Raw genomic sequence first — 22,147 nt, forward strand, 5'->3', positions numbered from 1 at the left:
TGTGTTTCTCCTAGACCTGCTGCAGGCCGGGCAGGCCGTCCTGGATGACGTACGAGCGCAGCGTGGACACCGCGGCCCCGTGCTCGGTGACCGCGCCGACCGCGCGGAAGTCGGCGCGGACCTGCGCCTGGCTGATGGTGGTGCGCACGTAGCCACGCCGGTCGGAGTAGAACTTCAGATGCGGGTTGGTGGCCACGTTCGGGATGGTCGTGGTGGCGCTGCCGTCGCCGCCGGAGCTGATCGACGTGCACACCAGTTCGGTGCCGATGGTCGCCGAGTTCGGGTTGGCGTAGTCGGCCTTGAGCTCGTTGGCCCAGGACTTGTGCACGTCACCGGTGAGCACCAGCGGGTTGCGCACCGCGCGGTCACGCCAGCCCTGCTGGATGCGGGCCCGCGAGCCGCGGTAGCCGTCCCAGGAGTCCATGCTGGCGGCCCCGGCAGCGTCGAACTGGCGGGCGAAGAACACCTGCTGGCCCAGCACATCCCAGGTGCTGTGGTGCTGGGCGAGGCCGTCGAGCAGCCACGCCTCCTGCGCCGCGCCGGTGAGGCTGCGGGTGGGCAGGTCGGCGTCGGCGCACACCTTCCAGCCGTCGCCGCAGGCCTGGTCGTCACGGAACTGCCGGGTGTCGAGCATGTGGAACGTGGCCAGCTTGCCCCAGCGGATGCGGCGGTACAGCGGGATGCTGTTGCCGTTCGGCGTCGACGCCGGGCGCAGCGGCATGTTCTCGTAGTAGGCCTGGTATGCGGCGGTGCGCCGGGCGGTCCACTGCGCTGCGGTCAGCGTCGGTGAGCTGTCGGCGCGCACGTTGGTGGCGTAGTTGTTCTCGACCTCGTGGTCGTCGGGCACCACCAGCCAGGGCGCGGCGGCGTGCGCGGCCTGCAGGTCCGGGTCGGACTTGTAGAGCGCGTACCGGCGGCGGTAGTCGGCCAGCGACACGATCTCGGCGCCGACGTGCTCGCGTACCGAACCGGCGGTCGCGCCGCCCTCGTAGATGTAGTCGCCCAGGTGCAGCACCAGGCCGGGGTTGTCCTCGGCCAGCCGGCGGTACGCGGTGAAGTAGCCGGCCTGCCAGTTCGAGCAGGACGCGAACGCCATCACCAGGTCGCGGCCGAACGCGGTCGGCGCGGGCGCGGTGCGGGTGCGCCCGACCGGCGAGATGTGGCCCTGCGCCCGGAAACGGTAGTAGTAGTCGGCGTCGGCGGCCAGCCCGCCCGCGATCACGTGCACCGAGTGCGCCTCGGCGTATCGGGCGGTGACCGAGCCGGAGGCGACCAGTGTGCTGAACGAGCTGCTGGTGGAGACCTGCCAGTCGACGACGACGTCGGCGTTGGCCATGCCGCCCTGGCCGTCGGCGTTGAGCGGCGTCGGCGCGAGGCGCGTCCACAGCACGACGCTGTCGGACTCGGGGTCGCCCGACGCCACCCCGAGCTTGAACGGGTACGGGGCGGCGGCGAACGCGCTCGCGCCGGTCAGCGCGGTCCCCGCGATCGCGAGTCCGCCTAGGACGAACGTGCGGCGATGGAGTGATCTCATGCGCCGGACATTCACGGACGATGATGAACGTGATCCGTTGTGCCGTTGAACCACGGATTACGGGCGGCCGTCACTCCGTCGTGTCATGCCGTGCTGTCGGGCCCTTCTGCGAGGATGCTGCGTGGACCGCGCGACAACCCGGCGAACCATGACGATCAAGGAGGATTCGAATGGCGTCCAGGCTCAACCCGTATATCAGCTTCAACGGCAACGCCCGCGAGGCGATGGAGTTCTACCAGGGCATCCTCGGCGGCAACCTGACGGTGAGCACCTTCGGCGAGTTCGGCGACAAGGACGCGCCGTACGCGAACCAGATCATGCACGCGCAGCTGGAGTCCGACGCCGGCTACACGCTGATGGCCTCGGACACCCCGCCCGGCATGGCCTATAACCCCGGCGACAACATCACGATCAGCCTCAGCGGCGACGACGGCGACCGGCTGCGCGGCTACTGGGAGAAGCTGACCGAGGGCGGCACCGTCGGCGTGCCGCTGGAGAAGCAGATGTGGGGCGACGAGTTCGGCGCCCTCAAGGACCGCTTCGGCGTCAACTGGATGGTCAACATCGCCGGCTCCTGACCGCGCGATACGAAGGAAGGGCACCTTCTACAACGCATGGCGTTGTGAAGGTGCCCTTCCTTCGCTTCCCAGAGGTCAGCTGGTTTCGCCGGCGACCGAGAAGGCGCGCAGGCGCTGGGTGGCCAGCCAGGTGCCCAGTACGGTGAAGACGACGGTCATCGCCGCGGCGACCGTGGTGGAGACGGTGCTCGGGAACAGCGTCGAGCCGGACAGCGCGCTGGCGAACTCGATCACGTAGTGCTGCACCGACACGGTCCGGGTGCCCATCACGACGTTGCTGAGCAGGCCTTCCCAGATCACCACGTAGAGCAGGCCGACCAGCACCGGCCGCCGGGTCACCACGCTCAGCGCCAGGAACAGCGCGCTGTACACGATCGCCCCCGCCACGCACGCCACCGCGAACCCGGCGCCCAACCTCACCCCGCCGACCATGGTGGCGGCGACGAACATCGGCACCGCGGTGGTGACCGCGCTGACGAGCGAGGCCACCACCAGCTTGGCCAGGATGATCCGGCTGCGCGGGATGGGCTTGGTCAGGATGTGCACCACGGTGCCGTCGTCGATCTCCGAGCCGAGCACGCCGGTGCCGACGATCAGCGACACCAGCGGCAGGATCACGGCCACCCCGAGCCCGATCAGCACCCCGTCGGCCAGGTCGGCGGCCGGGGCCGCGAAGGCCAGGCCGATCGCGGTGATGCCGACCAGGATGACCGGCATGGGCAGCAGCAGCCAGGACCGGCGGCGGCCGAGCAGCCCCCGGGCGGTGATCCAGGCAATGGTCATGTTCATCGCGGTGCTCCCTATGCCGAGACCAGGTAGGAGAAGACGCTTTCCAGCGACTCGTCCGAGGGGATGAGCTGGCGCACCCGTACGCCCTGGTCCAGGGCGATGCGCGGCAGGGCACGGGTGAACGTGCCGTAGTCGCCTGCGTGCACGGTCAGCCCGTCCTTGCCCAGCGTCACGCCCGCGACCGAGTCCGAGGCCATCAGCGCGACCGCGAGCCGCCGGTCGTTGCTGGACCGGATCGCGAACACGTGCGGCCGGTGCGTCATCAGGCGGCGGATCGTGCGGTAGTCGCCGGACGCGGCCAGCCGGCCCGCGACGATCACCTGCACGGTGCCGGAGACCTGCTCGACCTCCTCCAGGATGTGCGAGCTGAACAGCACCGTGCGGCCCTGCGCGCCGAGCCGGTGCAGCAGCTCCATCATGTGCATCCGCTGGCGCGGGTCCATGCCGTTGAACGGCTCGTCGAGCAGCAGCACCGCCGGGTCGTGCACCAGCGCCGCGGCCACCCGCATCCGCTGGCGCATGCCTTTGGAGTACGTGTCCATCCGGCGGTCCTGCGCGTCGGCCATCTCGACCAGCTCGATCGCGCGCCGGGTCGCCGCGTCGGCGTCGGGCAGCCCGTGCAGCTTCGCGCTGGCCCGCACGAACTCCTTGCCGGACAGGAAGCCGTACACCGCCTCGCGCTCGTTGACCAGGCCGAGCTTGCGGTAGATCGCCGGGTTGCGCCAGGTTGCCTCGCCGTCGATCAGCACCTGCCCGCGGGACGGGGCGAGGAAGCCGGCCATCATGTGCAGCAGGGTGGTCTTGCCGGCCCCGTTCGGGCCGAGCAGGCCGGTCACGCCCGGCCCGAGGGTCATCGTGACGTCGTTGACGGCGACGACGTTGCCGTACCAGCGGGACACCCCGCGCAGGTCGAGGTCGCTCACAGGTTCACCTTCCGGTAGCGCAGGAGCAGCAGCAGGGTGCAGACGGTGATACTCAGCACCGTCACCAGGCCGTACACCGGCCCGTACGGTCCGACCTCGAACGACGTGCCGTACAGCCAGCTGCGTACTCCCTCGGGCAGGGAGAACGGGCTGAACATCGGCGCGATCTGCGACAGCGCACCGCCCTCGCCGAGCGCGGCGAGCAGGCCCACCACCGGAGAGGTGATCATGAAGACGACCACGATCGCGCCCGCGGCGAACGCGCGGCGGCTGGCGATCGAGGCGATCAGCACCGCGAGGCTGCTGAAGACCAGGGCGTAACACGTGGCCACCACCCAGCCGCCGAGCATGCCGCGCGCCTCCGCGGCCACCCCCGACGCGTCCTGCGCGGTGAACGCCGAGCCCAGGAACATCAGCAGTTGCGGCCCGGCCATCAGCAGCCACACCGCCGTCGCCAGCGCGGCGAGTTTGGCCAGCGCGTAGTCCGAGCGCGCCAGCGGCCGGGAGAAGTACAGCGGCAGCGTCTGGTTGCGCAGGTCCCGCGAGACCAGCTCGGGCGCGACCACGGCGAGGAACACCATCACCAGTACGCTGGCCGTGCTCGGCAGCTGCTGGTACGTCAGGATCATCTCGCCGGTCTGCGCCTTCACCGCGACCACGATCAGGGCCAGCGAGGTGACCAGGCCGATCACGATCCAGGGGAAGATCTTCGCCTTGGCGCTGCGGCCCAGGCCGAAGGCGACCCGCACCCCGTGCTCGAACAGCGAGCGGGCGGCGTAGCCGCGGCCCAGCCGGGTGCCGGTGTAACGCTGGTAGCCGATGTCGTGGATGACGCTCCGCTCAGACATGGCTCACCTCCAGGGAAGCTGACGGGGCGGCGGGGGAGAACAGCTCGGCCACCCGGTGGCGGCGCTGGTCGAGGCGGTGCAGCGGCAGATCGAGGTCGGCGACCGTACGCAGGATCAGGTCGTAGGTGTCCTCGTCGGCGAGCGGGACCAGCAGCATCCGGCCCTCCGCGGTGGCGGTCAGCCCTCGCTGCGCCAGCGCCGCCGACAGCTCGGCGGTGCCCTCGGCGACCTCGATGGCCAGCACGTCCGTGCCCGTGGTCATCGCGTCGATCCGGTCGGCGCGCAGCAGCCGCCCGCCCTCGATCGCGATCAGCGAGTCGCAGATGCGTTCGATCTCGCCGAGCAGGTGCGAGCAGACCACGACCGAGATGCCGAACTCGGTGCCGATGCGGTGGATCAGCGTCAGCATCGCGTCGCGCCCGGCCGGGTCCAGGCCGTTGGTGGGCTCGTCGAGCAGCAGCAGGTCCGGGTCGTGCACCAGGGCCTGGGCCAGCTTCACGCGCTGCTTCATGCCGGTGGAGTAGCCGCCGATCTGGCGGTAGCGCTCCTCGTACAGCCCGACGTGGCGCAGCGCCTCGGAGGCGCGCTCGCGGGCGACGGTGCGCGGCAGGCCGGTCATCCGGCCCATGTGCGTGACGAACTCCGCCGCGATCATGTCCGGTGGAAGGCAGTCGTGCTCGGGCATGTACCCGACGCGGGCGCGCACCTGCTCACCCTCGGTGGTCGGGTCCAGGCCGAGCACCTGGGCGCTGCCGGTGGTCGGCGTCAGTAGCCCGAGCAGGGTTTTTATCATCGTGGACTTGCCGGCGCCGTTGGCGCCGACCAGGCCGATGATGCCCGGCTCGACGGACAGGGTCAGGTCGGACAGAGCGGTCACCCCGCCCGGGTATGTCTTGGTCAGCGACTGGGTCGCGATGAGGGCCACGCCGCCAACCTAGACCTCCGCCCGCGCCCGGCAGATCCGGTGTCGACCCTGGTCTCGACCCTGAGACCAGGTCAGGTGGCCCACGGCCCGCCGGGGGTATGGCCAGCGGTCCGATCTGGATGGAAGAATGCGCACCGTGACCGAGCAGCTCAGCGACGCCCCGTCCCCGGTTCCCTCGCCCCGCACCCCGGAAGCCGCCGCCCCGGCGGTCGCGGCGGGGGAGCGGCACGGCTTCTACCTGGGCCTGGTGTCGGCGGCGTTCCCCGCGATCCTGGCCGGGGTGCGCCTGTTCGTGCTGTCCAACGGTGACGACGCGACGCTCAAGGCGCTCGCCCAGCACACCAGCATGCAGGCGCTGCTCATCGGCAGCTACGTCCCGTTCCTGCCGCTGATCCTCATCCTCGCGGCCTACCTGGCGCTGTCCGAGCGGCGCGCCGCCGTCCGGGGCGCGGTGTTCCAGCCCACGGTGCTGGCGAGCCTGCCGCCGCCGGTGGCGCTGATGCTGCTGGTCGTCGGGCTGCTCACCGCACCGGTGTACCTGCTGCTCGTGCTCGCCGCGGCCGCCGCGCTGCTGTCGCTGATGATGCTGCGCCGACGGGGGCGGCCTGTCGCGCCGCGCGCCGGCGAGCGCCCGCCGAGCCCGCTGCTCGGCGGGCGGGTGCCCAACCGCTGGGTCGACGGGCTGACACTGGTGCTGGGCGTGGTGCTCGCCGGCATGGTCACGCTGCAGGGCATGTGGCTGCCCGCGACCGCGGTCACCGTCGACGGCGCGACGAAGGTCGCCTACATCATCGGCCAGGACGAGGACCTGGAGACCGTCCTGTACCGCGACGGCGGCGGTCCGCGGCAGCTGAAGTCCGACGAGATCACCTCGCGGCGCATGTGCAGCGAGCGGGAGGCCGGTGTGCTTCGCCGCCCGCTCGCCGCGCTGATCTTCCCGCCCGACGTGCGGACCTCGGACGTGCCGCTGTGTCGTGACCTGCTGCGCTCGGGTGGTTAGGCCCGCACCGGCACCGGGTGCGCCAGCACCTCGCTGATCCGCACACTGCCGATCTCGGCCCAGCCGGCCTGCTCGGTCAGCGCGCTGGTCAGCTCCCGGTCGAGGGCCGAGCGGCTGGTCATCGCGGCCTCCTGCGGCAGGCCCGCGATCAGACGGCGCAGGATGGCCGCCGCCAGGTCGTCGATGGCCAGGCCAGGGCCGTTCGGCTGGTACGCGGCCCGCACCGGGTCGGTGATCCGCCACAGGATGCGCATCCGGATCTCGACCTTGCCGCCGTCCTGAGCGGTGAACACGTCTCCCGCCGGCTCGTCGACGCTGCCCTCGCGTGGCGCCGGGGGCCACAGCAGCATCTGCTGGGTGAGCTCGACCCTGGCCTTGACCTGGTCGAGCAGGGGTACCGCCAGCCGCCGGCCGGCGGCCAGCGCGCGGTGGAAGCGCCGGTGGCGTTCCACGATCCACACCTCGTCCTCGGGCACCTGCCACAGTGCCGTCCGCGCCGCCAGTGGCAGGAACGCGGAGAGAGCCATGAAGGGGGCGTAATCCATACGGCACAGCGTGGGTCATCCGCGCGAATTCCGCTCGCCTCGACAGTAGCGTACGACGTACGGTACGGTGTACTCGAACTGAGCGGGAGGAGTCTGCGCATGGCAGAGCCGGCGATATCGGCGCACGGGGTCCGCAAGACCTACCGGGGAGCACAGGCCCCGGCACTCGACGGATTCGATCTCGAAGTGCCCCGCGGCACCGTGTACGGGCTGCTCGGCCCGAACGGCGCGGGCAAGACGACCGCCGTACGCATCCTGGCGACGCTGATGCGCCTGGACGCGGGGCGCGCGGTGGTGGCCGGGCACGACGTGAGCACCCAGGGGGCGCAGGTGCGGCAGCGCATCGGCCTCGTGGGTCAGTACGCCGCGGTCGACGAGATCCTCAGCGGCCGGCAGAACCTGGTGCTGTTCGGCCGCCTCAACCACCTGGGCCTGGCCCGCGCGGCCAAGCGTGCGGACGAGCTGCTGGAGCGGTTCGGCCTGACCGACGCGGGCGGCAAACCGGTCGCGAAGTACTCCGGCGGCATGCGCCGCCGCCTCGACCTCGCGACCAGCCTGATCGTCTCGCCCGAGGTGCTGTTCGTGGACGAGCCGACCACCGGCCTGGACCCGCAGGGCCGCCAGGAGGTCTGGTCGGCGCTGCGGGAACTGGTCGCGGGCGGCACCACCGTCCTGCTGACCACGCAGTACCTGGAGGAGGCCGATCAGTTGGCGAGCCGGATCGCGATGCTGTGGCACGGCCGCGTGGTCAGCGAGGGCACCCCCGACGAGCTCAAGGCCACGATCGGTGAGGACTGGATCGACCTGGCGTTCGCGGACGCCGAGCAGGCCGGGCGGGCGCTGCCCGCGGTGGCGGCGCACGCCGACGGCGAACCGCGCACCGAGCAGCACCGGATCAGCGTGCCGGTGCGGCAGCGCACCAAGGCGCTGATCGCCATCAGCACGGCGCTGGCCGCCGAGGGCGTCGAGCCGGTCGAGGTCAACCTGCGCCGGCCCACGCTCGACGAGGTGTTCCTCGACCTGCACCGCAAGCAGGGCGACAAGCAGGAGGTGGCGGCGTGACGGCCGTACTGGAGGAGACCTGGGTGCTCGCCCGGCGCGAGCTCACCCACTGGCGGCAGCAGCCGGTCGGCGTGATCGTGAACTGGCTGTTCACCGTGATGATCGCGCTGATGTTCGGCGGGCTGTTCGGCGGGGCGATCGGCGAGGACTACTTCGACTACCTGATGCCGGGCATGTTCGCCCTCACCATGTTCTTCGGCGTGGAGGCGACCATGACCGCGGTGTCCACCGACGCCGCCAAGGGGGTCACCGACCGCTTCCGGTCCCTGCCGATCAATTCGGCGTCGGTCGTGCTCGGCCGCTGCCTGGCCGACCTGATGAACTCGGCGGTCGGCCTGGCCGTGCTCGTCGGTGCGGCCGCGGCGCTCGGCTGGCGCTGGCACGAGGGCCTCGCTTCCGCGCTCGCCGCGTTCGGCCTGCTCCTCCTGCTGCGCTTCGCCCTGCTGTGGGTCGGCATCTTCCTCGGCCTGGTCGTGAAAGGACCGGAGTCGGTGACCATGGTCCAGATCCTCGTCTGGCCGGTCGGTTTCCTCTCCGGGGTCTTCGTCGACCCCGAGACCATGCCCGCCTGGCTCGGCACGATCGCCCAGTGGAACCCGCTGTCGGCCACCGCCGCCGCCTCCCGCGACCTGTTCGGCAACCCCGGCCTGGTCCCCGACCACGCTCTGCTGCTCGCCGTCCTCTGGCCGCTCCTGCTCACCGCGATCTTCCTCCCCCTCTCCGTCCACCGCCACCGCCGCCTCAACTCCTGACAAAGCAAGACCACCTCGTCCCGACGAAGGAAGGGCACCTTCCCATCGAAATCCGATGTAGAAGGTGCCCTTCCCATCGCAGCGGTGGCGGTGAGCTGCTGTTTTCTGCGGGGCAGCGGGGAGAGTGGCGCGGTGCGACGATGGCGGGCGTGACGATCGCGGGGGTTTACGAGGAGTTCGCGCAGACGGAGGCGCACGGCGTCTCGCCCGTGTACGAACGACTGGGCACGGCCGTCAGCCAGGACGACGAGGTCCTGGCCCTGCTCGGCACGCTGCCGCCGGAGAAGTGGCACCCGCAGCTGCTGTTCGGCATCGTCCGCCTGCTCGGCGGGCCGGTGGCCGATCCGGCCGCGTGCCGCGCGTTCATCGTGCGGAGCTGGCCCGCCATCGCGGCCGAGATGACGGTTAGGGCCACGCAGACCAACGAGGCCGGCCGGTGCGCGGTGCTGCTGCCGGTGCTCGCGGCGCTGCCCCAGCCGCTGGCCCTGCTGGAGGTCGGCGCGTCCGCGGGGCTGTGCCTCTACCCCGACCGGTACGCCTACCGCTACGGGGAGCACCTGCTGGGCGAGCACGGCCCGGTCCTCGACTGCACGGTCACCGGAACCGCCCCGCCGGACCGGTTGCCCGAGGTCGTCTGGCGGGCCGGGATCGACCTGAACCCGCTCGACGTCACGGACCCGGCCGACGTCGCCTGGCTCGACGCGCTCATCTGGCCCGAGCACCAGCACCGCCGCGACCGGCTGCACGCCGCGGCCGCCGTCGCCGCGGCCGACCCGCCGCTGCTGGTACGCGGTGACCTGAACGACGCCCTGCCCGCGCTCGCGGCCCAGGCTCCGGCAGGCGCGACCCTGGTCGTCTTCCACACCTCCGTGCTGTACCAGGTGCCCGCACCGCAGCAGGCGACGTTCGTCGAGCTGGTGCGCGGGCTGCCCGGTCACTGGGTCGCCAACGACTCCGCCGACCTCCTGCCGTCCGGTGCGGCGCCGCCACCGCCCGACGGCGCGGCGTACAACCTGCTCGCGCTGGACGGTCGGCCGCTGGCCTGGACCCGTTCGCACGGCCAGGCCATGACCTGGTTCGGGGACCGGCTCGTCGACGCCGGTCGCCGCGGTTGAGGCCGCGGCACGTGGACGACGTGATGCTGCGGGCCGTGGCAGCGCTCCTGCCGGGCGGGGCGACCCGCCGTGAGATCGCTTTCGGGCAGCGCAAACTTCGCTGGGTCGAGGCGGGCACGGGCGGGCCGACCGTCGTGCTGGACGCGGCCAGCGGCACTCCCGCGCTGACCTGGCTGCCGATCCTGCCGGCGCTCGTGCCGCACACCAGGGTCATCGCGTACGACCGCGCCGGGTTCGGGGCCAGCGACCCGGCCACGCCGCTGACGTTCGAGTCGCAGCTCGACGATCTCAGGGCACTGCTGTCCCAGGCGGGCGGCGGGCCGTGCGTCCTGGTGGGCAACAGCTGGGGCGGCCTGCTGGCCCAGGTCGTCGCCTGGTCGGACCCGGACCTGGTGGCAGGGCTCGTGCTGGTCGATCCGGCGCACGAGGAGTTCCGGCCGTGGATCGTACGCGCCGCCGAAGCGGTGTTCGCGCGTGCGGACGTGGTGCGCCAGGCCCTCGGGCGCGCCGACCGACCGCTGCGTGAGCAAGCCGCCGAGCAGGCACGTCGGCTGACCGACGACCCTCGGGTCCAGGATCTGCTCGTCGAGGCGGAGATGGCCTGCCACGCCCAGGAGCAACGGTTCCGCACGGGCATCGCCGAGGGTCGCATGGTCGCCGGGCAGGTTCCGCTGGTCCGGCGGCTGCGCGCCGGCTCGCGGCTGCCCGATGTGCCCGTGGTCGTGCTGAGCGCGACCACGGGTCTGCCGAAGGGTATGCGGACCCGGTGGACCGCGTTGCAGGCTGAGGTCGCCGCCGCCGCGCCGCAGGGCGAGCATGCCGTCGTGCCCGAGGCGGGGCACTACATCCACGGCAGTCGTCCTGATGCGGTCACGGAAGCCGTGCTCGCGGTCGTCGAGAAGGCACGGCTCGGGCGGGGCGCTTGAGTGCTGCCCTGTTTCCATCCGCTGCGCGCGGGCCGGTCGCGTGGGTCGACGCGACCGACCCGCGCGCAGGCTGACCGGATCAGCCGCGGGCGGCTGCCGGAGCGGGCCCATCCGCCGTCAGAGCGGCGTCGAGGACCTGCTGGTACGTCGTCCGGGACGGCAGGTGGGTCAGCAGGTGCCGCATGTTGCGATCGGCGTACCGCTGGTCCTGCTCACCTTCTGCGGCCAGCGCCACGTCGGCCTGTCCGGCGACGTAGTTCAGCAGCCTCGTCGCCGCGCCACGGAACGAGTCGACGCTCAACGGCGGCAGCGAACCGGCCCGCGCGCGATAGCCGTCGACCAGGGCACGGGCCCCGGCGACGTTGACTCCGCCGCGAGGGTCCACCGCCCATGCGGCCAGCGCGGTGCACAGCTCCCACGCCGGTGGCAGTCCGGCGGCATGTTCCCACCCGGTGAGGATGAGGCAGCCGCCGATACCGAGGCGGGCGTTGCCGGGAGTGACGTTGTTGTGGCACAGCACCGGCTCCGGTACGGCCGCGCCCTGGCCGACCTTCTCCAACTCGGACAGCACGGGTACCGCCGCGGCCAGGGCCGGGGCCCAGCCGACCCCCTTCCCGGCGACCGTTTCGGCGAGTTCCGCCCAGCTCGCCGTCCCGAGCCGCACCGAACTCCACGGGCAGACCTCGTTCGCGGGCAGGCGGAGGACGTGGAGAAGCGCGATCGTGTCGCCGACCGCGTACGTGATCGACGCGCTGACCGGCGCGGCCAGCGGCGGACCGGAGTGCCGCCACTCGTAGACCCGCCAGCGGTTGCCCTCGATCGACTCGACCGACGCCCCGGACCGGCTGCGGACCGGGGCCGGCAGGGCCACGCCCGCCCGCGCGGCGGCCTGCTGGAACCGGGTGTTCGCCTCGCCGTCGGTCACCGGGAACACGTCGTCGACAGTGCGCGGTGCCCACCGGCCGCGATCGGTCTCCAGCGACCAGCGCCGGCCCATCTCGTCCGGCCGGGCCACCGACCGCATCGGACCGGTGACCTCACCCAGGCCGAACCGGGCGGCGAGCTGCCGCGCCAGCGCGGGATCGGCGATCTCGGCTCGGCCGCGGCGGCGGTCGACCTCGGCTTTGAGGTCGGCCCAGGTGCGGAACCCGTACTGCTCGGCCAGGGAGGCCTGTGCGCCTGCCAGCGTGACCCGCGGCTCGGTGTCACGCAGCCCGGCCAGCAGATCTTTGGCCTGCCGGCGCAGGTGACCGAGGTCGGGATTGTCGGGCAGCGTCTTCATGTGAGCACCTCGCTCCACGCCCGGACTCGCACAGGCGGATGAGAGCGTCGGTGAACGTCGCCCAGCCTGACAACAGGCGGGGTGGCTTCGAGCCTTCCGGCGAGTCTCGGCGCGTACCCGAACGCGCTGGGAACGAGCTAACCGAACGGACCGGGGCGCTGTCAAGCGCCCGTGTTCACGCAAGTGCGTCGATCACGTCCTGGGGGAGTCGCGATCGGATGTCGTCCAGGATGGTCCGGTAGTACGCGCCCGCTGGGTCGGCGAGTTTGCGGTGGACGCCGTCGCGGATCGTGTACACGGCATCCCGGGTGACCCGGAGGACGGGATGTGCGCCCGTGCGCGGTGTGACGACGAACCCGCGGAAGCCAAGGGGCGTGGCCGGGTCGGCGGCGTCCTGAAAGTCCGTGGCCCGGCCGGACAGCTCACCGTAGATCCGCTCGGCGACGGAGGCGCTCAGCGCGGTTTCGGGGTTCTCCCGGCCCGAGAACAGATCCACCGACACCTGGTACGCCGCTGGCTCGCCCGTCGCGGGCGAGCAGGCCGCCGCGGCCGCCAGGGCCAGTGCGAGCAGTCCGACGGCGACCACCTTCGCTCGTGACATGGCCGGTCCTCTCCACGGGTCCGCTGCGAGCCCACCTCGGCGGCCTTCAGTATGGGACGTCCGGTCACGGCCTGACGGTCGAGATGGTGACGTGCTCGCTGCCGGTCGAGCCGGCCAGCCGCCGCCCGATCGACCCGGCGATTCGGCCGGCCTGCGTCTTCGCCAGTTCGGCGAGGGGGCCCGCGTGGCGGTCGTCGACGGTGGCCCGCCACAGCGTCAGCCAGCGGTCGAAGTGGTGTTGCTCCAGCCGTACCAGCCGATTGAGGTCGAAGTGCGACTGCAGCGCGTTGCGGCGGTAGCTGCCCGTGCGCAGCAGGACCGTCTCCCAGAAGTCGCTCATGATCGGCAGGTGGGCGGGGAGGTCCATCTTCGCGACGTCGCTGAAGATCGGGCCGAGCAGGTCGTCGGCGTACACCCGGGTGTAGAAGTCGGTCACGACCCCGGTGATGTCGGCGCGGTCGGTGATGTCGGTGCGCACGGGCTCCTCCTTTTTTACTATCGCCATCGTATATATTGGGTCCGTGGCTGACGATATGACCTACGGCGCACTCGCAGTGGCCAGCCGCAGGCGGGTGCTGGAGGTGCTGCGCCAGGCCGGCACGCCGCAGGACGCGACCGCGCTGGCGCAAGCCACCGGCTTACACCCGAATACGGTGCGTTTCCACCTGAAAGTCCTGATCGACGCCGGGTACGTGGTGCAGACCAGCGTGCCCCGCGGCGGCCCCGGCCGCCCGCAGGCGGTGTACGCCGGTGTGACGCCCGCCGCGGAGGCGGGCGGCTACGCGCTGCTCGCGGAGATGCTCGCGGGCCAGCTCGACGGGGCTCGGGGCGCTGAACTGGCCGAGCGTGCCGGCCGGCGCTGGCTGCGGCACACGTCCTCCATCGAGGCGGGCACCGCTGCCGCGCAGACCGAACCGGACCGAGGTGCGCCGGACCGGGCCGCCGGGCGGGCGGGCGTGGCCACGCTCGACGAAGCCGTCGCGCGGGCCATGGCGCTGTTCGCCGAGCTCGGCTTCGACCCTGAGCGCACGCCGCAGGCCGGAGCCGCGCGGATCGAGTTGCACGCCTGCCCGTTCCTCGACGTGGCCCGGCGGCATCCCGACGTGGTGTGCGGCGTGCACCTCGGGCTGTTGCGCGGCACCGTGGACGGGCTGTCGCCGCAGGCGTTCGACGCGGACCTGCACCCGTTCGTGCGGCCCGGCGTGTGCGCCGCCGAGATCCGGGCGGCCCGGTGAGCAGGGTCCGTGCGGTCGCACAGGTGGCGACGCCGTTCGTGTGGTTCGGGATGGTCGCCGCGATCTCGCTGCTGGAGGCCCCGCTGAAGTTCCGCGCCCCCGGCATCACCACCGCGCTCGGGCTGGGCATCGGCCGGCTGGTCTTCCAGGCGCTCAACATCGCCGAGTTCGTGCTGCTGGCCGTGCTGACCGTGGCGCTGCTGGGCGTCACGATCGGCAGGTGGCGGTGGGTGGTCACCGGCGGCCTGTGGTTGCTGCTGCTGACCCAGGCGCTGGTGCTGCGCCCGCTGCTCGACCAGCGCGCGCAGCTGATCATCGATGGCGGCAGCCCGCCGGAGTCGATGCTGCACCTCGCGTACATCGCGCTGGAGGGGATCAAGCTGGTGGCGCTGCCGGCGCTGGGCGTCGACCTGCTGCTGCGGCTCCTGGCGCAGCCGGTCCGGACTCCGCCCACCGCACGTCCTTCGGTTTCCGTGGATCGCGCGAGGTCCTGACCGGGCGGGCCACCGGATGATCGGTCAGCCGCTAAGGTGCCCCGGTGGGCAGCAGAGTCAACTACGTCGTCGTACGCGACGGCGAGTACACGGTGTACGCGCAGGGCGGCGGGGCGGGTTACGGGATCGACTATCTGTTCGCGCCCGGCCCGGAGGTGGTGCTGCGCTGGATCGCGCACGCCGGCGACTACGCCGAGGAGCACTGGTTCAGCGATCTCATGTGCGAGGGCGGCGTGCTGATGGACGTCGACAAGCGGGTCCTGCTGCTGTTCAACACCACGTTCAACCGGTTGGCCTACCGGGCGGCGATGCTGGAGGCGTACGCGGCGACGTGGTCCGGCTGGGAGATCCGGTGGGCGTACGACGGCATCGGTGACCTGATGGCGTACGTCGGCCTCGACCCGGCGGCCGCGCGGGTCGACAACGAGCCGGAGCAGTCCGAGCGCAACGAGTTCCTGCCGGGCGACTCCGTCCGGTCCGTCGTCACCGTCCGGGGCGCCGACGGCCTGGTCCGCCTCTACGGACTGAGCCCCGACCAGGCCTGGCAGCGCTGGTGGATGGGGCCGGACCTGGTCGAGTGGGTTGCCGCCGGGCCCGAGTTGCCGGGTGACGTCGCCGATGACGTGCCGAGATCCGGTCTGGACCTCGACCCCGCGACCAAGCGGGCCGGGCTGTGGAGCCTGGAGCCGCTGCGCGGCCTGCGCGAGCGGTGGGCCGAGCTGTGGCCGGGGTGGACACTCGAGTTCTGGGAGGACGACCTGGCCCGTCAGGCGGTTCACGACCCGGACCGGCTCTACGACTCGGTCACGCCGCGCGCCATCGCCCGACGCCGCCACGAGCTCGCCGAACGCGTGGGCAGGTACTGGCCGGTCCGCGCCACGATGCAGGAACGCGGGGTCGACGTGGACTTCCTGTACGAACACAACTTCGCCGGGGTCCGCAGCCACCTCGACGCGAACGTCACCGCGGAGGAGATGGACCATCTCATGCAGTTGCTCCGCGGTCCGCAGCCGACCGCTTGACCCAGGAGGCGTGGCGCGGGGCGAAAGCGGTCGACTCGGCCTGGACACGGCGGCTAGGTTGCCGGGGTGGCCCGTGACGTTCCCGATTCGGAGATCTTGGCGGCGTTCGGTGGACGCGGCCCGGCCCTCCGGATGCCGGGTGGTCAGGGCAGGACCTGGCGCGCCGGCGATGTCGTCGTCAAGCCCGGCGGGCTGGAGGCGGAGACGACATGGGTCGCCGAGGTGTTGTCGAGCCTGCCCGAGAGCCGACGGTTCCGGGTCGCCCAGCCGGTGCGGGCCGCCGACGGCGGCTGGACGGTGCTGGGCTGGCAGGCATGGCGGTTGACGCCCGGCAGCCCTGACCCCCGGCGGTGGGACGACGTCCTGTCGGCAGGGGATGCGTTCCATGAGGCCCTGGCCGGGCTCGCGCGACCGTCGTTCCTGGACGACCGGGACGATCCGTGGAGCTTCGGCGACCGCGTCGCCTGGCAGGAACTGCCGCTGCGTGGCGGCGAGGTGATGACGGAGGTACTGGAGCCGCTGGCTCGCGCACGACGGCCGGTGCACTCGCCGTCCCAGGTGGTCCACGGTGATCTGCTGGGCAACGTGATGTTCGCCGACGGGCTCGCCCCGGCGGTCATAGACTGGCCGGTCTATCATCGGCCGGCGTCGTGGGCGCTGGCGGTGGCCGTAGTGGATGCCATGACCTGGCACGATGCGTCTGAAGCGCTGCCGGATCGCTGGGCCGACCGCGCCGAGTGGGATCAGATGCTGGTGCGTGCGCTGATGTATCGGATCGCCACCAACGAGGGCCGCCGCCGGGTTGGGCTGCCCGTGACGGAGCGTGTCGAGCAATACCGGTCTGTCGTGGATCTGGTGCTTGCCAGGCTGGAGTAGGTGTGTGGGTGACTCGCCCGCCGCTCTCCGCCGCCGGCGAGACCCTGTCGCCGGGTGCGAGCCGGGCGAGCGGCGGCTGTACGTGCCGCTGAGGTTCTGCGGGTCGCCGTTGCGGCCCAGCACCAATAGGCTGCTGGTGTGGATCAAGATGAACGGTTCCTTCACTCCTCGTCGTTCGGCGCGGCCGCGGCCGCCTACGCCGAGCACCGCCCGGACTACGCGCAGGCCGCGGTGCGCTGGGCCCTGGCGCCCGCACCCGGCCCGCGGGTGCTCGACCTCGGCGCGGGGACCGGCAAGCTGACCGCGACGCTGGTCGCGCTGGGCATCGACGTCGTCGCGGTCGAGCCGGATCCGGCGATGCTGGCGCAGCTGCGCGGTACGTTGCCGAGCGTCCGTGCCCTGCAGGGCAATGCCGAGATGATCCCGCTGCCGGACGGCTCCGTGGACGCCGTGCTGGCCGGCAACGCGATGCACTGGTTCGACATGGCGGTCGCCGGGCCGGAGATCGCCCGGGTGCTCGCGCCCGGCGGTGTCCTGGCCGGACTGTGGAACGTCCTGGACGACCGCGTCGACTGGATCTCCGGACTGGAGCGGGTCGGCGGCAGCGCCGTCATCGGCCCGCGCGACACGCTGCGCAACTGGCGCGCCGCGACGGCGGGCCTGCACCTGCCGCACACCGGACCGGCCCGGTTCGGCTCACCCGAGCAGGCCGAGTTCCCGCACGGTCAGCACCGCACCGCCGACTCCCTCGTCGCCACCCTCGCGACCCGCGCGGGCGTGCTGGTCATGCCGGAACCCGACCAGCGGGCCACCGCGGACCGGCTCCGCGCCTACCTCGCGGCCCAGCCGGAGACCTCCGGCGGCGACTTCACCCTCCCGATGCTGACCGGCGTCCTGCGCACCCTCCGCCACTGACCCGCACCCACCCTCCGCAACCCCGAAACGAAGGAAGGGCACCTTCTACACGGACGTCCGTTAAGAAGGTGCCCTTCCTTTGGTTTCAGTCGGTGGCGGCGCCGGCGAACTGGGCCTCGTAGAGGCGGGCGTAGGCGCCGCCGGAGGCGATCAGTTTGTCGTGGGAGCCGTGTTCGACGATCGAGCCGTGCTCCATGACGAGGATGACGTCGGCGTTGCGGATGGTGGACAGGCGGTGCGCGATGACGAAGCTGGTCCGGCCGCTGCGCAGTGAGTTCAGCGCCCGCTGGATGAGCACCTCGGTACGCGTGTCGACGGAGCTGGTCGCCTCGTCGAGGATGAGGATGCTCGGCTCGGCGAGGAACGCCCGCGCGATGGTGATCAGCTGGCGCTCGCCGGTGCTGAGGTTGGTGCCGTCCTCGTCCAGCACCGTCTCATAGCCGTCGGGCAGCGTACGCACGAAGCGGTCCACGTGCGCGGCCTTGGCGGCCTCGACGATCTGCTCCCGGGTGGGGGAGTCCGCGCCGTACGCGATGTTGTCGGCGATGGTGCCGCCGAACAGCCAGGTGTCCTGCAGCACCATGCCGGTCTTGGACCGTAGGTCCTCGCGGTCCATCGCGGCGATGTCGACGCCGTCGAGCGTGATGCGCCCGCCGGTCACCTCGTAGAAGCGCATCAGCAGGTTGACCAGCGTGGTCTTGCCCGCGCCGGTCGGGCCGACGATGGCCACGGTCTGCCCCGGCTCGACGACCAGCGACAGGTCCTCGATCAGCGGCTTGTCCTCGGTGTACCGGAACGCGACGTGCTCGAAGCTGACCTGCCCGCGCAGGTCCCGCACCCGGGCCGCGGGGACCGGCTCGGGGCTCTGCTCGGTCGCGTCGAGCAGCTCGAACACCCGCTCGGCGGAGGCCACACCGGACTGCACCAGGTTGGACATCGCGGCGACCTGGCTCAGCGGCTGGCTGAACTGGCGGCTGTACTGGATGAACGCCTGCACGTCGCCCAGCGACAGCGAGCCCGACGCCACGCGCAGCGCGCCGACGACCGCGACCAGCACGTAGTTCAGGTTGCCGATGAAGAACATGGCGGGCTGGATCATGCCGGAGATGAACTGCGCCTTGAAACCCGCGTTGTACAGCGCCTCGTTGTGCTCTCGGAACGTCTCGGCCGCCTCCTGCTGCCGCCCGAACACCTTGACCAGCGAGTGGCCGGTGTACATCTCCTCGATGTGGGCGTTGAGCTTGCCGGTCACGGCCCACTGCGCGATGAACTGCGGCTGCGCCTTCTTGCCGATCCGCATCGTCACCCATACCGACACCGGCACGGTGACCAGCGCGATCAGCGCCAGCAGGGGCGAGATCCAGAACATCATCGCCAGTACGCCGACGATGGTGAGCACCGAGTTCATCAGCTGGCTCAGCGACTGCTGCATCGTCTGCGCGACGTTGTCGATGTCGTTGGTGGCCCGGCTGAGCACCTCGCCGCGCTGCTGGCCGTCGAAGTAGCTCAGCGGCAGCCGGGACAGCTTCGTCTCCACCTGCTCGCGCAGCGCGAACACGGCGCGCTGCACCACGGTGGTGATGATCCGGAACTGCATCAGGGAGAACAGCGACGCGGCGACGTACACCCCGAGCGCGACCAGCAGCACCCGGCCGAGCGCGTCGAAGTCGACGCCGCGTCCGGGGACCAGGTCCATCGAGTTGAGCATGTCGGCCAGCGTGCCGTTGCCCTGGGCGCGGACCGCGTCGACGGCCTGCGCCTTGGTCGCGCCCTCGGGCATGTTGCCGCTGATGATGCCGGTGAACAGCACGTCGGTGGCGTGGCCGAGGATGCGCGGGCCGATCACCGACAGGCCCACGCCGATGACGCCGAGCACCACGGCCGACCAGACGGCGATGCGGTGGGGGACCAGCAGTTTCAGCAGGCGGCGGCTGGACTGCTTGAAGTTGAGCGACTTGCCCTGCGGCGGGCCGGCCATCATCGCGCCGGGTCCGAAACGAGGCCCTGAATCACGGCGTACGGGGGTCTGAGTCACGCCGTCACCTCGCTGCGCTCGGCTCCGACGTGATGCACGGGGCTCATGATTCGCTCGCTGCGCTCGCTCATGCCGCCTCCTCCTCGGTGAGCTGGGACAGCACGATCTCGCGGTAGGTCACGTTGCTGTTCATGAGTTCGCTGTGGGTGCCGGTGCCGACGACCTGCCCGTCGTCGAGGACGAGGATGCGGTCGGCGTCGCGGATGGTGTTGACGCGCTGGGCGACGATCACGACCGTCGCGTCGGCGGTCTCGCGGGACAGTTCCCGGCGCAGCGCGGCGTCGGTGGCGTAGTCCAGGGCCGAGAACGAGTCGTCGAACAGGTAGATCTCGGGCCGGCTGACCAGCGCGCGGGCGATGGCCAGGCGCTGGCGCTGGCCGCCGGAGACGTTGGTGCCGCCCTGGGCGATCGGCGCGTCCAGGCCCTCGGGCATGGCCTGCACGAACTCCTTGGCCTGCGCCACCTCCAGGGCCCGCCACAGCTCCTCGTCGGTGGCGTCGGCCTTGCCGTAGCGCAGGTTCGACGCGACGGTGCCGGAGAACAGGTATGGCTTCTGCGGGACGAAGCCGATGGCCCGGGACAGGGCCTGCGGCTCGATGTCGCGCACGTCGACGTCGTCGACCAGCACCCGGCCGCCGGTGGCGTCGAACAGCCGCGGCACCAGGTGCAGCAGCGTCGACTTGCCGCTGCCGGTGCTGCCGATGATCGCGGTGGTCTCACCGGGCCGGGCGCTGAAGCCGATGCTGCGCAGCACCGGCTCCTCCGCGCCCGGGTAGCTGAACTCGACGTCGCGCAGCTCCAGATGCCCCCGCAGCCCTTCCGGGGCGACCGGCGCGGTCGGCGGGACGACGCTGGAGTCGGTGCCGAGCACCTCCTCGATGCGCTCCGCGCACACCTCGGCGCGCGGCAGCATCACGAACATGAAGGTCGCCATCATCACGGCCATCAGGATCTGCATCAGGTAGCTGAGGTACGCGGTCAGCGCGCCGATCTCCATGCCGCCGCTGTCGATGCGGTGCGCGCCGAACCACAGCACGGCGACCGTCGAGATGTTGATGACGAGCATGACGAACGGGAACATCGAGGCCATCAGCTTGCCGACGGCCAGCGCCACGTTGGTCAGCTCGGTGTTGGCGCCGGCGAAGCGCTCCTGCTCGTGCCGGTCGCGGACGAACGCGCGGATCACCCGGATGCCGGTGATCTGCTCGCGCATCACCCGGTTGACCTCGTCGATGTTGGTCTGCATGGCCCGGAACAGCGGGCGCATCCGCCACACGATGAAGCCGATGCCGAGGACCAGCGCCGGGATCACGGCAAGTAGGAGCCCGGACAGCTGCACGTCGAGCTGCAGCGCCAGCACGATGCCGCCGACCATCATGATCGGCGCGCTGACCATCATGGTGAAGGTCATCAGCGCGAGCATCTGGACCTGCTGCACGTCGTTGGTGGTACGCGTGATCAGTGACGGCGCGCCGAAGTGGCCCACCTCCCGGGCGGAGAACGACTGCACCCGGTCGAAGATCGCGGCCCGGACATCGCGGCCCAGCGCGCTGGCGACCTGCGCACCGACGTAGACCGCCCCGATCGAGCAGATGATCTGCACCAGCGAGACGCCGATCATGGCGGCTCCGATGCGCATGATGTAGCCGGTGTCGCCCTTGACCACGCCCTGGTCGATGATGTCGGCGTTGAGGGTGGGCAGATACAGGTTCGCCACCGTCTGCACGAACTGCAGCAGCACCACGAGCGAGATGTGCCGCCGGTAGGGCCGCAGCTGGCGGCGTACGAGTGTGATCAGCATGCGGGCTCTTTCTTGGCCTCGGGGGAGAGCACGCCGTCCAGGACGACGTCGACGATCTGGTCTTCGGGGAGGACCTCGTTGCGGTTGTTGAAGAACACCATCGAGATGAGCAGGGACGCGACGGTCTGCGGCGGCAGCCGGAACCGGTCGGCATCATCGGAGATCAGCTCGGCCACCGCATCCGAGATGCCGGTCAGCGCCTCGCGGGGGTCGAACACGGGTGTGGTGGTGACCACGGCGAGTCCGCTGCCGCGCAGCGACATCATCAGCGGGGCGTTGTCGCGGAAGCGGCGGGTGAGGATCCGCACCGCCGTCTTGAGCCGGAACCTGACATCGGGGTCGCCCGCCACCGCCTTGATCGACTCGATGGTGGGGGCCGGGTCGAAGGCGTGGGCGAGGGTCGCCGCGATCAGGGCGTTCTTGTCGGGGAAGGCGCGGAAGATGGTCCCCTCCGCGACACCCGCGCACTCGGCGATCCGCTTGCTGCTCACGTGCACACCTTCGGCACGCAGCAAGGGGAGGGTCGCCGCGATGATCGCGGCGCGCCGGTCCTCGGGGGTCAACGGGGAAACCCGGCGCCTGGGGGAGGCGTCAGTCACGGCGGCGACTCTAAATGAGTGAGCACTCACTCCGCAACGCGATTATGCGGTTGTACGCCGACGGCGTAGAGCGTGCGCGCGGCACGAGGTGGCCGGTGGCGCAGGGCTGGTGCCGTTGGTGACTCTGGGTAGCGCCGGTGCGAGGAGCCGCTCATTGAGCGGCTACATCTTTTTTGATGTGCCCACATCAAAAAAGATGTAGCCGCAGGCCGAGTGACCATCGCAGGCGACGGTACGCAGCGTGTGTGCGCGATGACAATACGTGTGCGGCGACCCGGGCCGTCCGTCTG

23 protein-coding genes are annotated in these 22,147 nt (G+C 71.2%); 11 read left to right on the top strand and 12 right to left on the bottom strand.

The features are described from left to right. Positions 1 to 10: 10 nt before the first annotated feature. Positions 11 to 1,534: an alkaline phosphatase D family protein gene (locus AB0B35_RS18940; RefSeq protein ID WP_361046900.1), complete on the bottom strand. Its 1,524-nt coding sequence runs from the start codon at positions 1,532 to 1,534 to the stop codon at positions 11 to 13. Positions 1,535 to 1,704: 170 nt separating this feature from the next. Here AB0B35_RS18940 and AB0B35_RS18945 point away from each other — a divergent pair, with 170 nt between their 5' ends. Beyond that, the gene (locus AB0B35_RS18945; protein ID WP_361046902.1) at positions 1,705 to 2,112 is read left to right on the top strand and encodes a VOC family protein; all 408 of its coding nucleotides are present in this window, start codon (positions 1,705 to 1,707) and stop codon (positions 2,110 to 2,112) included. A 75-nt stretch (positions 2,113 to 2,187) separates the two neighbouring features. Here the strand turns inward: AB0B35_RS18945 and AB0B35_RS18950 are convergent, their stop codons facing one another. Genes AB0B35_RS18950 through AB0B35_RS18965 form a run of 4 tightly spaced genes read right to left on the bottom strand, consistent with a single transcriptional unit; the run spans position 2,188 to position 5,597 of the window. Beyond that, on the bottom strand, positions 2,188 to 2,901 hold the full coding sequence (locus AB0B35_RS18950) for an ABC transporter permease subunit (RefSeq protein WP_361046905.1): 714 nt from the start codon (positions 2,899 to 2,901) through the stop codon (positions 2,188 to 2,190). 11 nt (positions 2,902 to 2,912) lie between these two features. Next, the gene (locus AB0B35_RS18955; protein WP_361046908.1) at positions 2,913 to 3,824 is read right to left on the bottom strand and encodes an ABC transporter ATP-binding protein; all 912 of its coding nucleotides are present in this window, start codon (positions 3,822 to 3,824) and stop codon (positions 2,913 to 2,915) included. After that, complete coding sequence (locus tag AB0B35_RS18960; protein WP_360532491.1) at positions 3,821 to 4,672, bottom strand: ABC transporter permease subunit; 852 nt, start codon at positions 4,670 to 4,672, stop codon at positions 3,821 to 3,823. The genes AB0B35_RS18955 and AB0B35_RS18960 overlap by 4 nt, the downstream gene beginning before the upstream one ends. Continuing rightward, positions 4,665 to 5,597 carry an ABC transporter ATP-binding protein gene (locus AB0B35_RS18965; protein WP_361046911.1) on the bottom strand — a complete coding sequence of 311 codons (933 nt, stop codon included), beginning with the start codon at positions 5,595 to 5,597 and terminating at the stop codon, positions 4,665 to 4,667. The genes AB0B35_RS18960 and AB0B35_RS18965 overlap by 8 nt, the downstream gene beginning before the upstream one ends. 127 nt (positions 5,598 to 5,724) lie before the next feature. Between AB0B35_RS18965 and AB0B35_RS18970 the strand changes: the two genes are divergently transcribed. Next, positions 5,725 to 6,597, top strand: a complete 873-nt coding sequence (locus AB0B35_RS18970) for a hypothetical protein (RefSeq protein ID WP_361046913.1) — start codon at positions 5,725 to 5,727, stop codon at positions 6,595 to 6,597. On the opposite strand, the gene AB0B35_RS18975 is transcribed toward AB0B35_RS18970, so the two are convergent. Further along, positions 6,594 to 7,142 (bottom strand): SPFH domain-containing protein, encoded by a 549-nt coding sequence (locus AB0B35_RS18975; protein ID WP_361046916.1) that lies wholly within the window; start codon positions 7,140 to 7,142, stop codon positions 6,594 to 6,596. The two genes, AB0B35_RS18970 and AB0B35_RS18975, sit on opposite strands and share 4 nt — an antisense overlap. Positions 7,143 to 7,241: 99 nt before the next feature. Between AB0B35_RS18975 and AB0B35_RS18980 the strand changes: the two genes are divergently transcribed. From AB0B35_RS18980 to AB0B35_RS18995, 4 genes are all read left to right on the top strand, one after another. Then, entirely contained in the window at positions 7,242 to 8,204 is a 963-nt protein-coding gene (locus AB0B35_RS18980) for an ATP-binding cassette domain-containing protein (protein WP_361046919.1), read from the top strand. Continuing rightward, positions 8,201 to 8,956, top strand: coding sequence for an ABC transporter permease (locus tag AB0B35_RS18985; RefSeq protein ID WP_361046922.1), 756 nt, complete (start codon positions 8,201 to 8,203; stop codon positions 8,954 to 8,956). The genes AB0B35_RS18980 and AB0B35_RS18985 overlap by 4 nt, the downstream gene beginning before the upstream one ends. A 140-nt stretch (positions 8,957 to 9,096) precedes the next feature. Further along, positions 9,097 to 10,071 carry a DUF2332 domain-containing protein gene (locus AB0B35_RS18990; RefSeq protein WP_361046924.1) on the top strand — a complete coding sequence of 325 codons (975 nt, stop codon included), beginning with the start codon at positions 9,097 to 9,099 and terminating at the stop codon, positions 10,069 to 10,071. A 35-nt stretch (positions 10,072 to 10,106) separates the two neighbouring features. After that, on the top strand, positions 10,107 to 10,997 hold the full coding sequence (locus AB0B35_RS18995; protein WP_361046927.1) for an alpha/beta hydrolase: 891 nt from the start codon (positions 10,107 to 10,109) through the stop codon (positions 10,995 to 10,997). Positions 10,998 to 11,076: 79 nt separating this feature from the next. On the opposite strand, the gene AB0B35_RS19000 is transcribed toward AB0B35_RS18995, so the two are convergent. From AB0B35_RS19000 to AB0B35_RS19010, 3 genes are all read right to left on the bottom strand, one after another. Next, the gene (locus AB0B35_RS19000; RefSeq protein WP_361046930.1) at positions 11,077 to 12,279 is read right to left on the bottom strand and encodes a hypothetical protein; all 1,203 of its coding nucleotides are present in this window, start codon (positions 12,277 to 12,279) and stop codon (positions 11,077 to 11,079) included. A 175-nt stretch (positions 12,280 to 12,454) separates the two neighbouring features. Then, complete coding sequence (locus AB0B35_RS19005) at positions 12,455 to 12,880, bottom strand: hypothetical protein (protein WP_361046932.1); 426 nt, start codon at positions 12,878 to 12,880, stop codon at positions 12,455 to 12,457. A gap of 64 nt (positions 12,881 to 12,944) precedes the next feature. After that, the gene (locus AB0B35_RS19010; RefSeq protein ID WP_361046935.1) at positions 12,945 to 13,358 is read right to left on the bottom strand and encodes a group III truncated hemoglobin; all 414 of its coding nucleotides are present in this window, start codon (positions 13,356 to 13,358) and stop codon (positions 12,945 to 12,947) included. A 43-nt stretch (positions 13,359 to 13,401) separates the two neighbouring features. On the opposite strand from AB0B35_RS19010, the gene AB0B35_RS19015 reads away from it, so the two are divergent. The 5 genes from AB0B35_RS19015 to AB0B35_RS19035 all read left to right on the top strand — a co-directional run bounded on the left by AB0B35_RS19015 (position 13,402) and on the right by AB0B35_RS19035 (position 17,422). Then, the gene (locus tag AB0B35_RS19015) at positions 13,402 to 14,115 is read left to right on the top strand and encodes a helix-turn-helix domain-containing protein (protein WP_361046937.1); all 714 of its coding nucleotides are present in this window, start codon (positions 13,402 to 13,404) and stop codon (positions 14,113 to 14,115) included. Then, positions 14,112 to 14,609 carry a hypothetical protein gene (locus AB0B35_RS19020; protein WP_361046939.1) on the top strand — a complete coding sequence of 166 codons (498 nt, stop codon included), beginning with the start codon at positions 14,112 to 14,114 and terminating at the stop codon, positions 14,607 to 14,609. Before AB0B35_RS19015 ends, AB0B35_RS19020 begins: the two co-directional genes overlap by 4 nt. Before the next feature lie 44 nt (positions 14,610 to 14,653). Next, the gene (locus tag AB0B35_RS19025) at positions 14,654 to 15,631 is read left to right on the top strand and encodes a hypothetical protein (RefSeq protein ID WP_361046942.1); all 978 of its coding nucleotides are present in this window, start codon (positions 14,654 to 14,656) and stop codon (positions 15,629 to 15,631) included. Between the two features lie 66 nt (positions 15,632 to 15,697). Continuing rightward, positions 15,698 to 16,507 (top strand): TIGR02569 family protein, encoded by an 810-nt coding sequence (locus AB0B35_RS19030; RefSeq protein WP_361046945.1) that lies wholly within the window; start codon positions 15,698 to 15,700, stop codon positions 16,505 to 16,507. A 138-nt stretch (positions 16,508 to 16,645) separates the two neighbouring features. Beyond that, positions 16,646 to 17,422 (top strand): class I SAM-dependent methyltransferase, encoded by a 777-nt coding sequence (locus AB0B35_RS19035; protein WP_361046948.1) that lies wholly within the window; start codon positions 16,646 to 16,648, stop codon positions 17,420 to 17,422. Positions 17,423 to 17,507: 85 nt separating this feature from the next. Here AB0B35_RS19035 and AB0B35_RS19040 read toward each other — a convergent pair whose 3' ends face one another. The 3 genes from AB0B35_RS19040 to AB0B35_RS19050 form a co-directional block, all read right to left on the bottom strand. Continuing rightward, positions 17,508 to 19,403 carry an ABC transporter ATP-binding protein gene (locus tag AB0B35_RS19040; protein ID WP_361047047.1) on the bottom strand — a complete coding sequence of 632 codons (1,896 nt, stop codon included), beginning with the start codon at positions 19,401 to 19,403 and terminating at the stop codon, positions 17,508 to 17,510. A 121-nt stretch (positions 19,404 to 19,524) separates the two neighbouring features. After that, complete coding sequence (locus tag AB0B35_RS19045; RefSeq protein ID WP_361046950.1) at positions 19,525 to 21,258, bottom strand: ABC transporter ATP-binding protein; 1,734 nt, start codon at positions 21,256 to 21,258, stop codon at positions 19,525 to 19,527. Then, positions 21,252 to 21,887: a TetR/AcrR family transcriptional regulator gene (locus AB0B35_RS19050; RefSeq protein ID WP_361046953.1), complete on the bottom strand. Its 636-nt coding sequence runs from the start codon at positions 21,885 to 21,887 to the stop codon at positions 21,252 to 21,254. The genes AB0B35_RS19045 and AB0B35_RS19050 overlap by 7 nt, the downstream gene beginning before the upstream one ends. Positions 21,888 to 22,147 lie beyond the last annotated feature (260 nt).

It is taken from the genome of Catellatospora sp. NPDC049133 (assembly GCF_040648455.1).
GTDB classification, from domain to species: domain Bacteria; phylum Actinomycetota; class Actinomycetes; order Mycobacteriales; family Micromonosporaceae; genus Catellatospora; species Catellatospora aurea.

What these genes read in the sequence shown, in the direction of transcription:
- AB0B35_RS18945 (WP_361046902.1), top strand. Translation starts at nt 1,705, where the DNA reads ATGGCGTCCAGGCTCAACCCGTATATCAGCTTCAACGGCAACGCCCGC.
- AB0B35_RS18990 (WP_361046924.1), top strand. Translation starts at nt 9,097, where the DNA reads ATGGCGGGCGTGACGATCGCGGGGGTTTACGAGGAGTTCGCGCAGACG.
- AB0B35_RS18970 (WP_361046913.1), top strand. Translation starts at nt 5,725, where the DNA reads ATGCGCACCGTGACCGAGCAGCTCAGCGACGCCCCGTCCCCGGTTCCC.
- AB0B35_RS19000 (WP_361046930.1), bottom strand. Translation starts at nt 12,279, where the DNA reads ATGAAGACGCTGCCCGACAATCCCGACCTCGGTCACCTGCGCCGGCAG.
- AB0B35_RS18960 (WP_360532491.1), bottom strand. Translation starts at nt 4,672, where the DNA reads ATGTCTGAGCGGAGCGTCATCCACGACATCGGCTACCAGCGTTACACC.
- AB0B35_RS18940 (WP_361046900.1), bottom strand. Translation starts at nt 1,534, where the DNA reads ATGAGATCACTCCATCGCCGCACGTTCGTCCTAGGCGGACTCGCGATC.
- AB0B35_RS19045 (WP_361046950.1), bottom strand. Translation starts at nt 21,258, where the DNA reads ATGCTGATCACACTCGTACGCCGCCAGCTGCGGCCCTACCGGCGGCAC.
- AB0B35_RS19040 (WP_361047047.1), bottom strand. Translation starts at nt 19,403, where the DNA reads ATGATGGCCGGCCCGCCGCAGGGCAAGTCGCTCAACTTCAAGCAGTCC.
- AB0B35_RS18950 (WP_361046905.1), bottom strand. Translation starts at nt 2,901, where the DNA reads ATGAACATGACCATTGCCTGGATCACCGCCCGGGGGCTGCTCGGCCGC.
- AB0B35_RS18980 (WP_361046919.1), top strand. Translation starts at nt 7,242, where the DNA reads ATGGCAGAGCCGGCGATATCGGCGCACGGGGTCCGCAAGACCTACCGG.
- AB0B35_RS18975 (WP_361046916.1), bottom strand. Translation starts at nt 7,142, where the DNA reads ATGGATTACGCCCCCTTCATGGCTCTCTCCGCGTTCCTGCCACTGGCG.
- AB0B35_RS19005 (WP_361046932.1), bottom strand. Translation starts at nt 12,880, where the DNA reads ATGTCACGAGCGAAGGTGGTCGCCGTCGGACTGCTCGCACTGGCCCTG.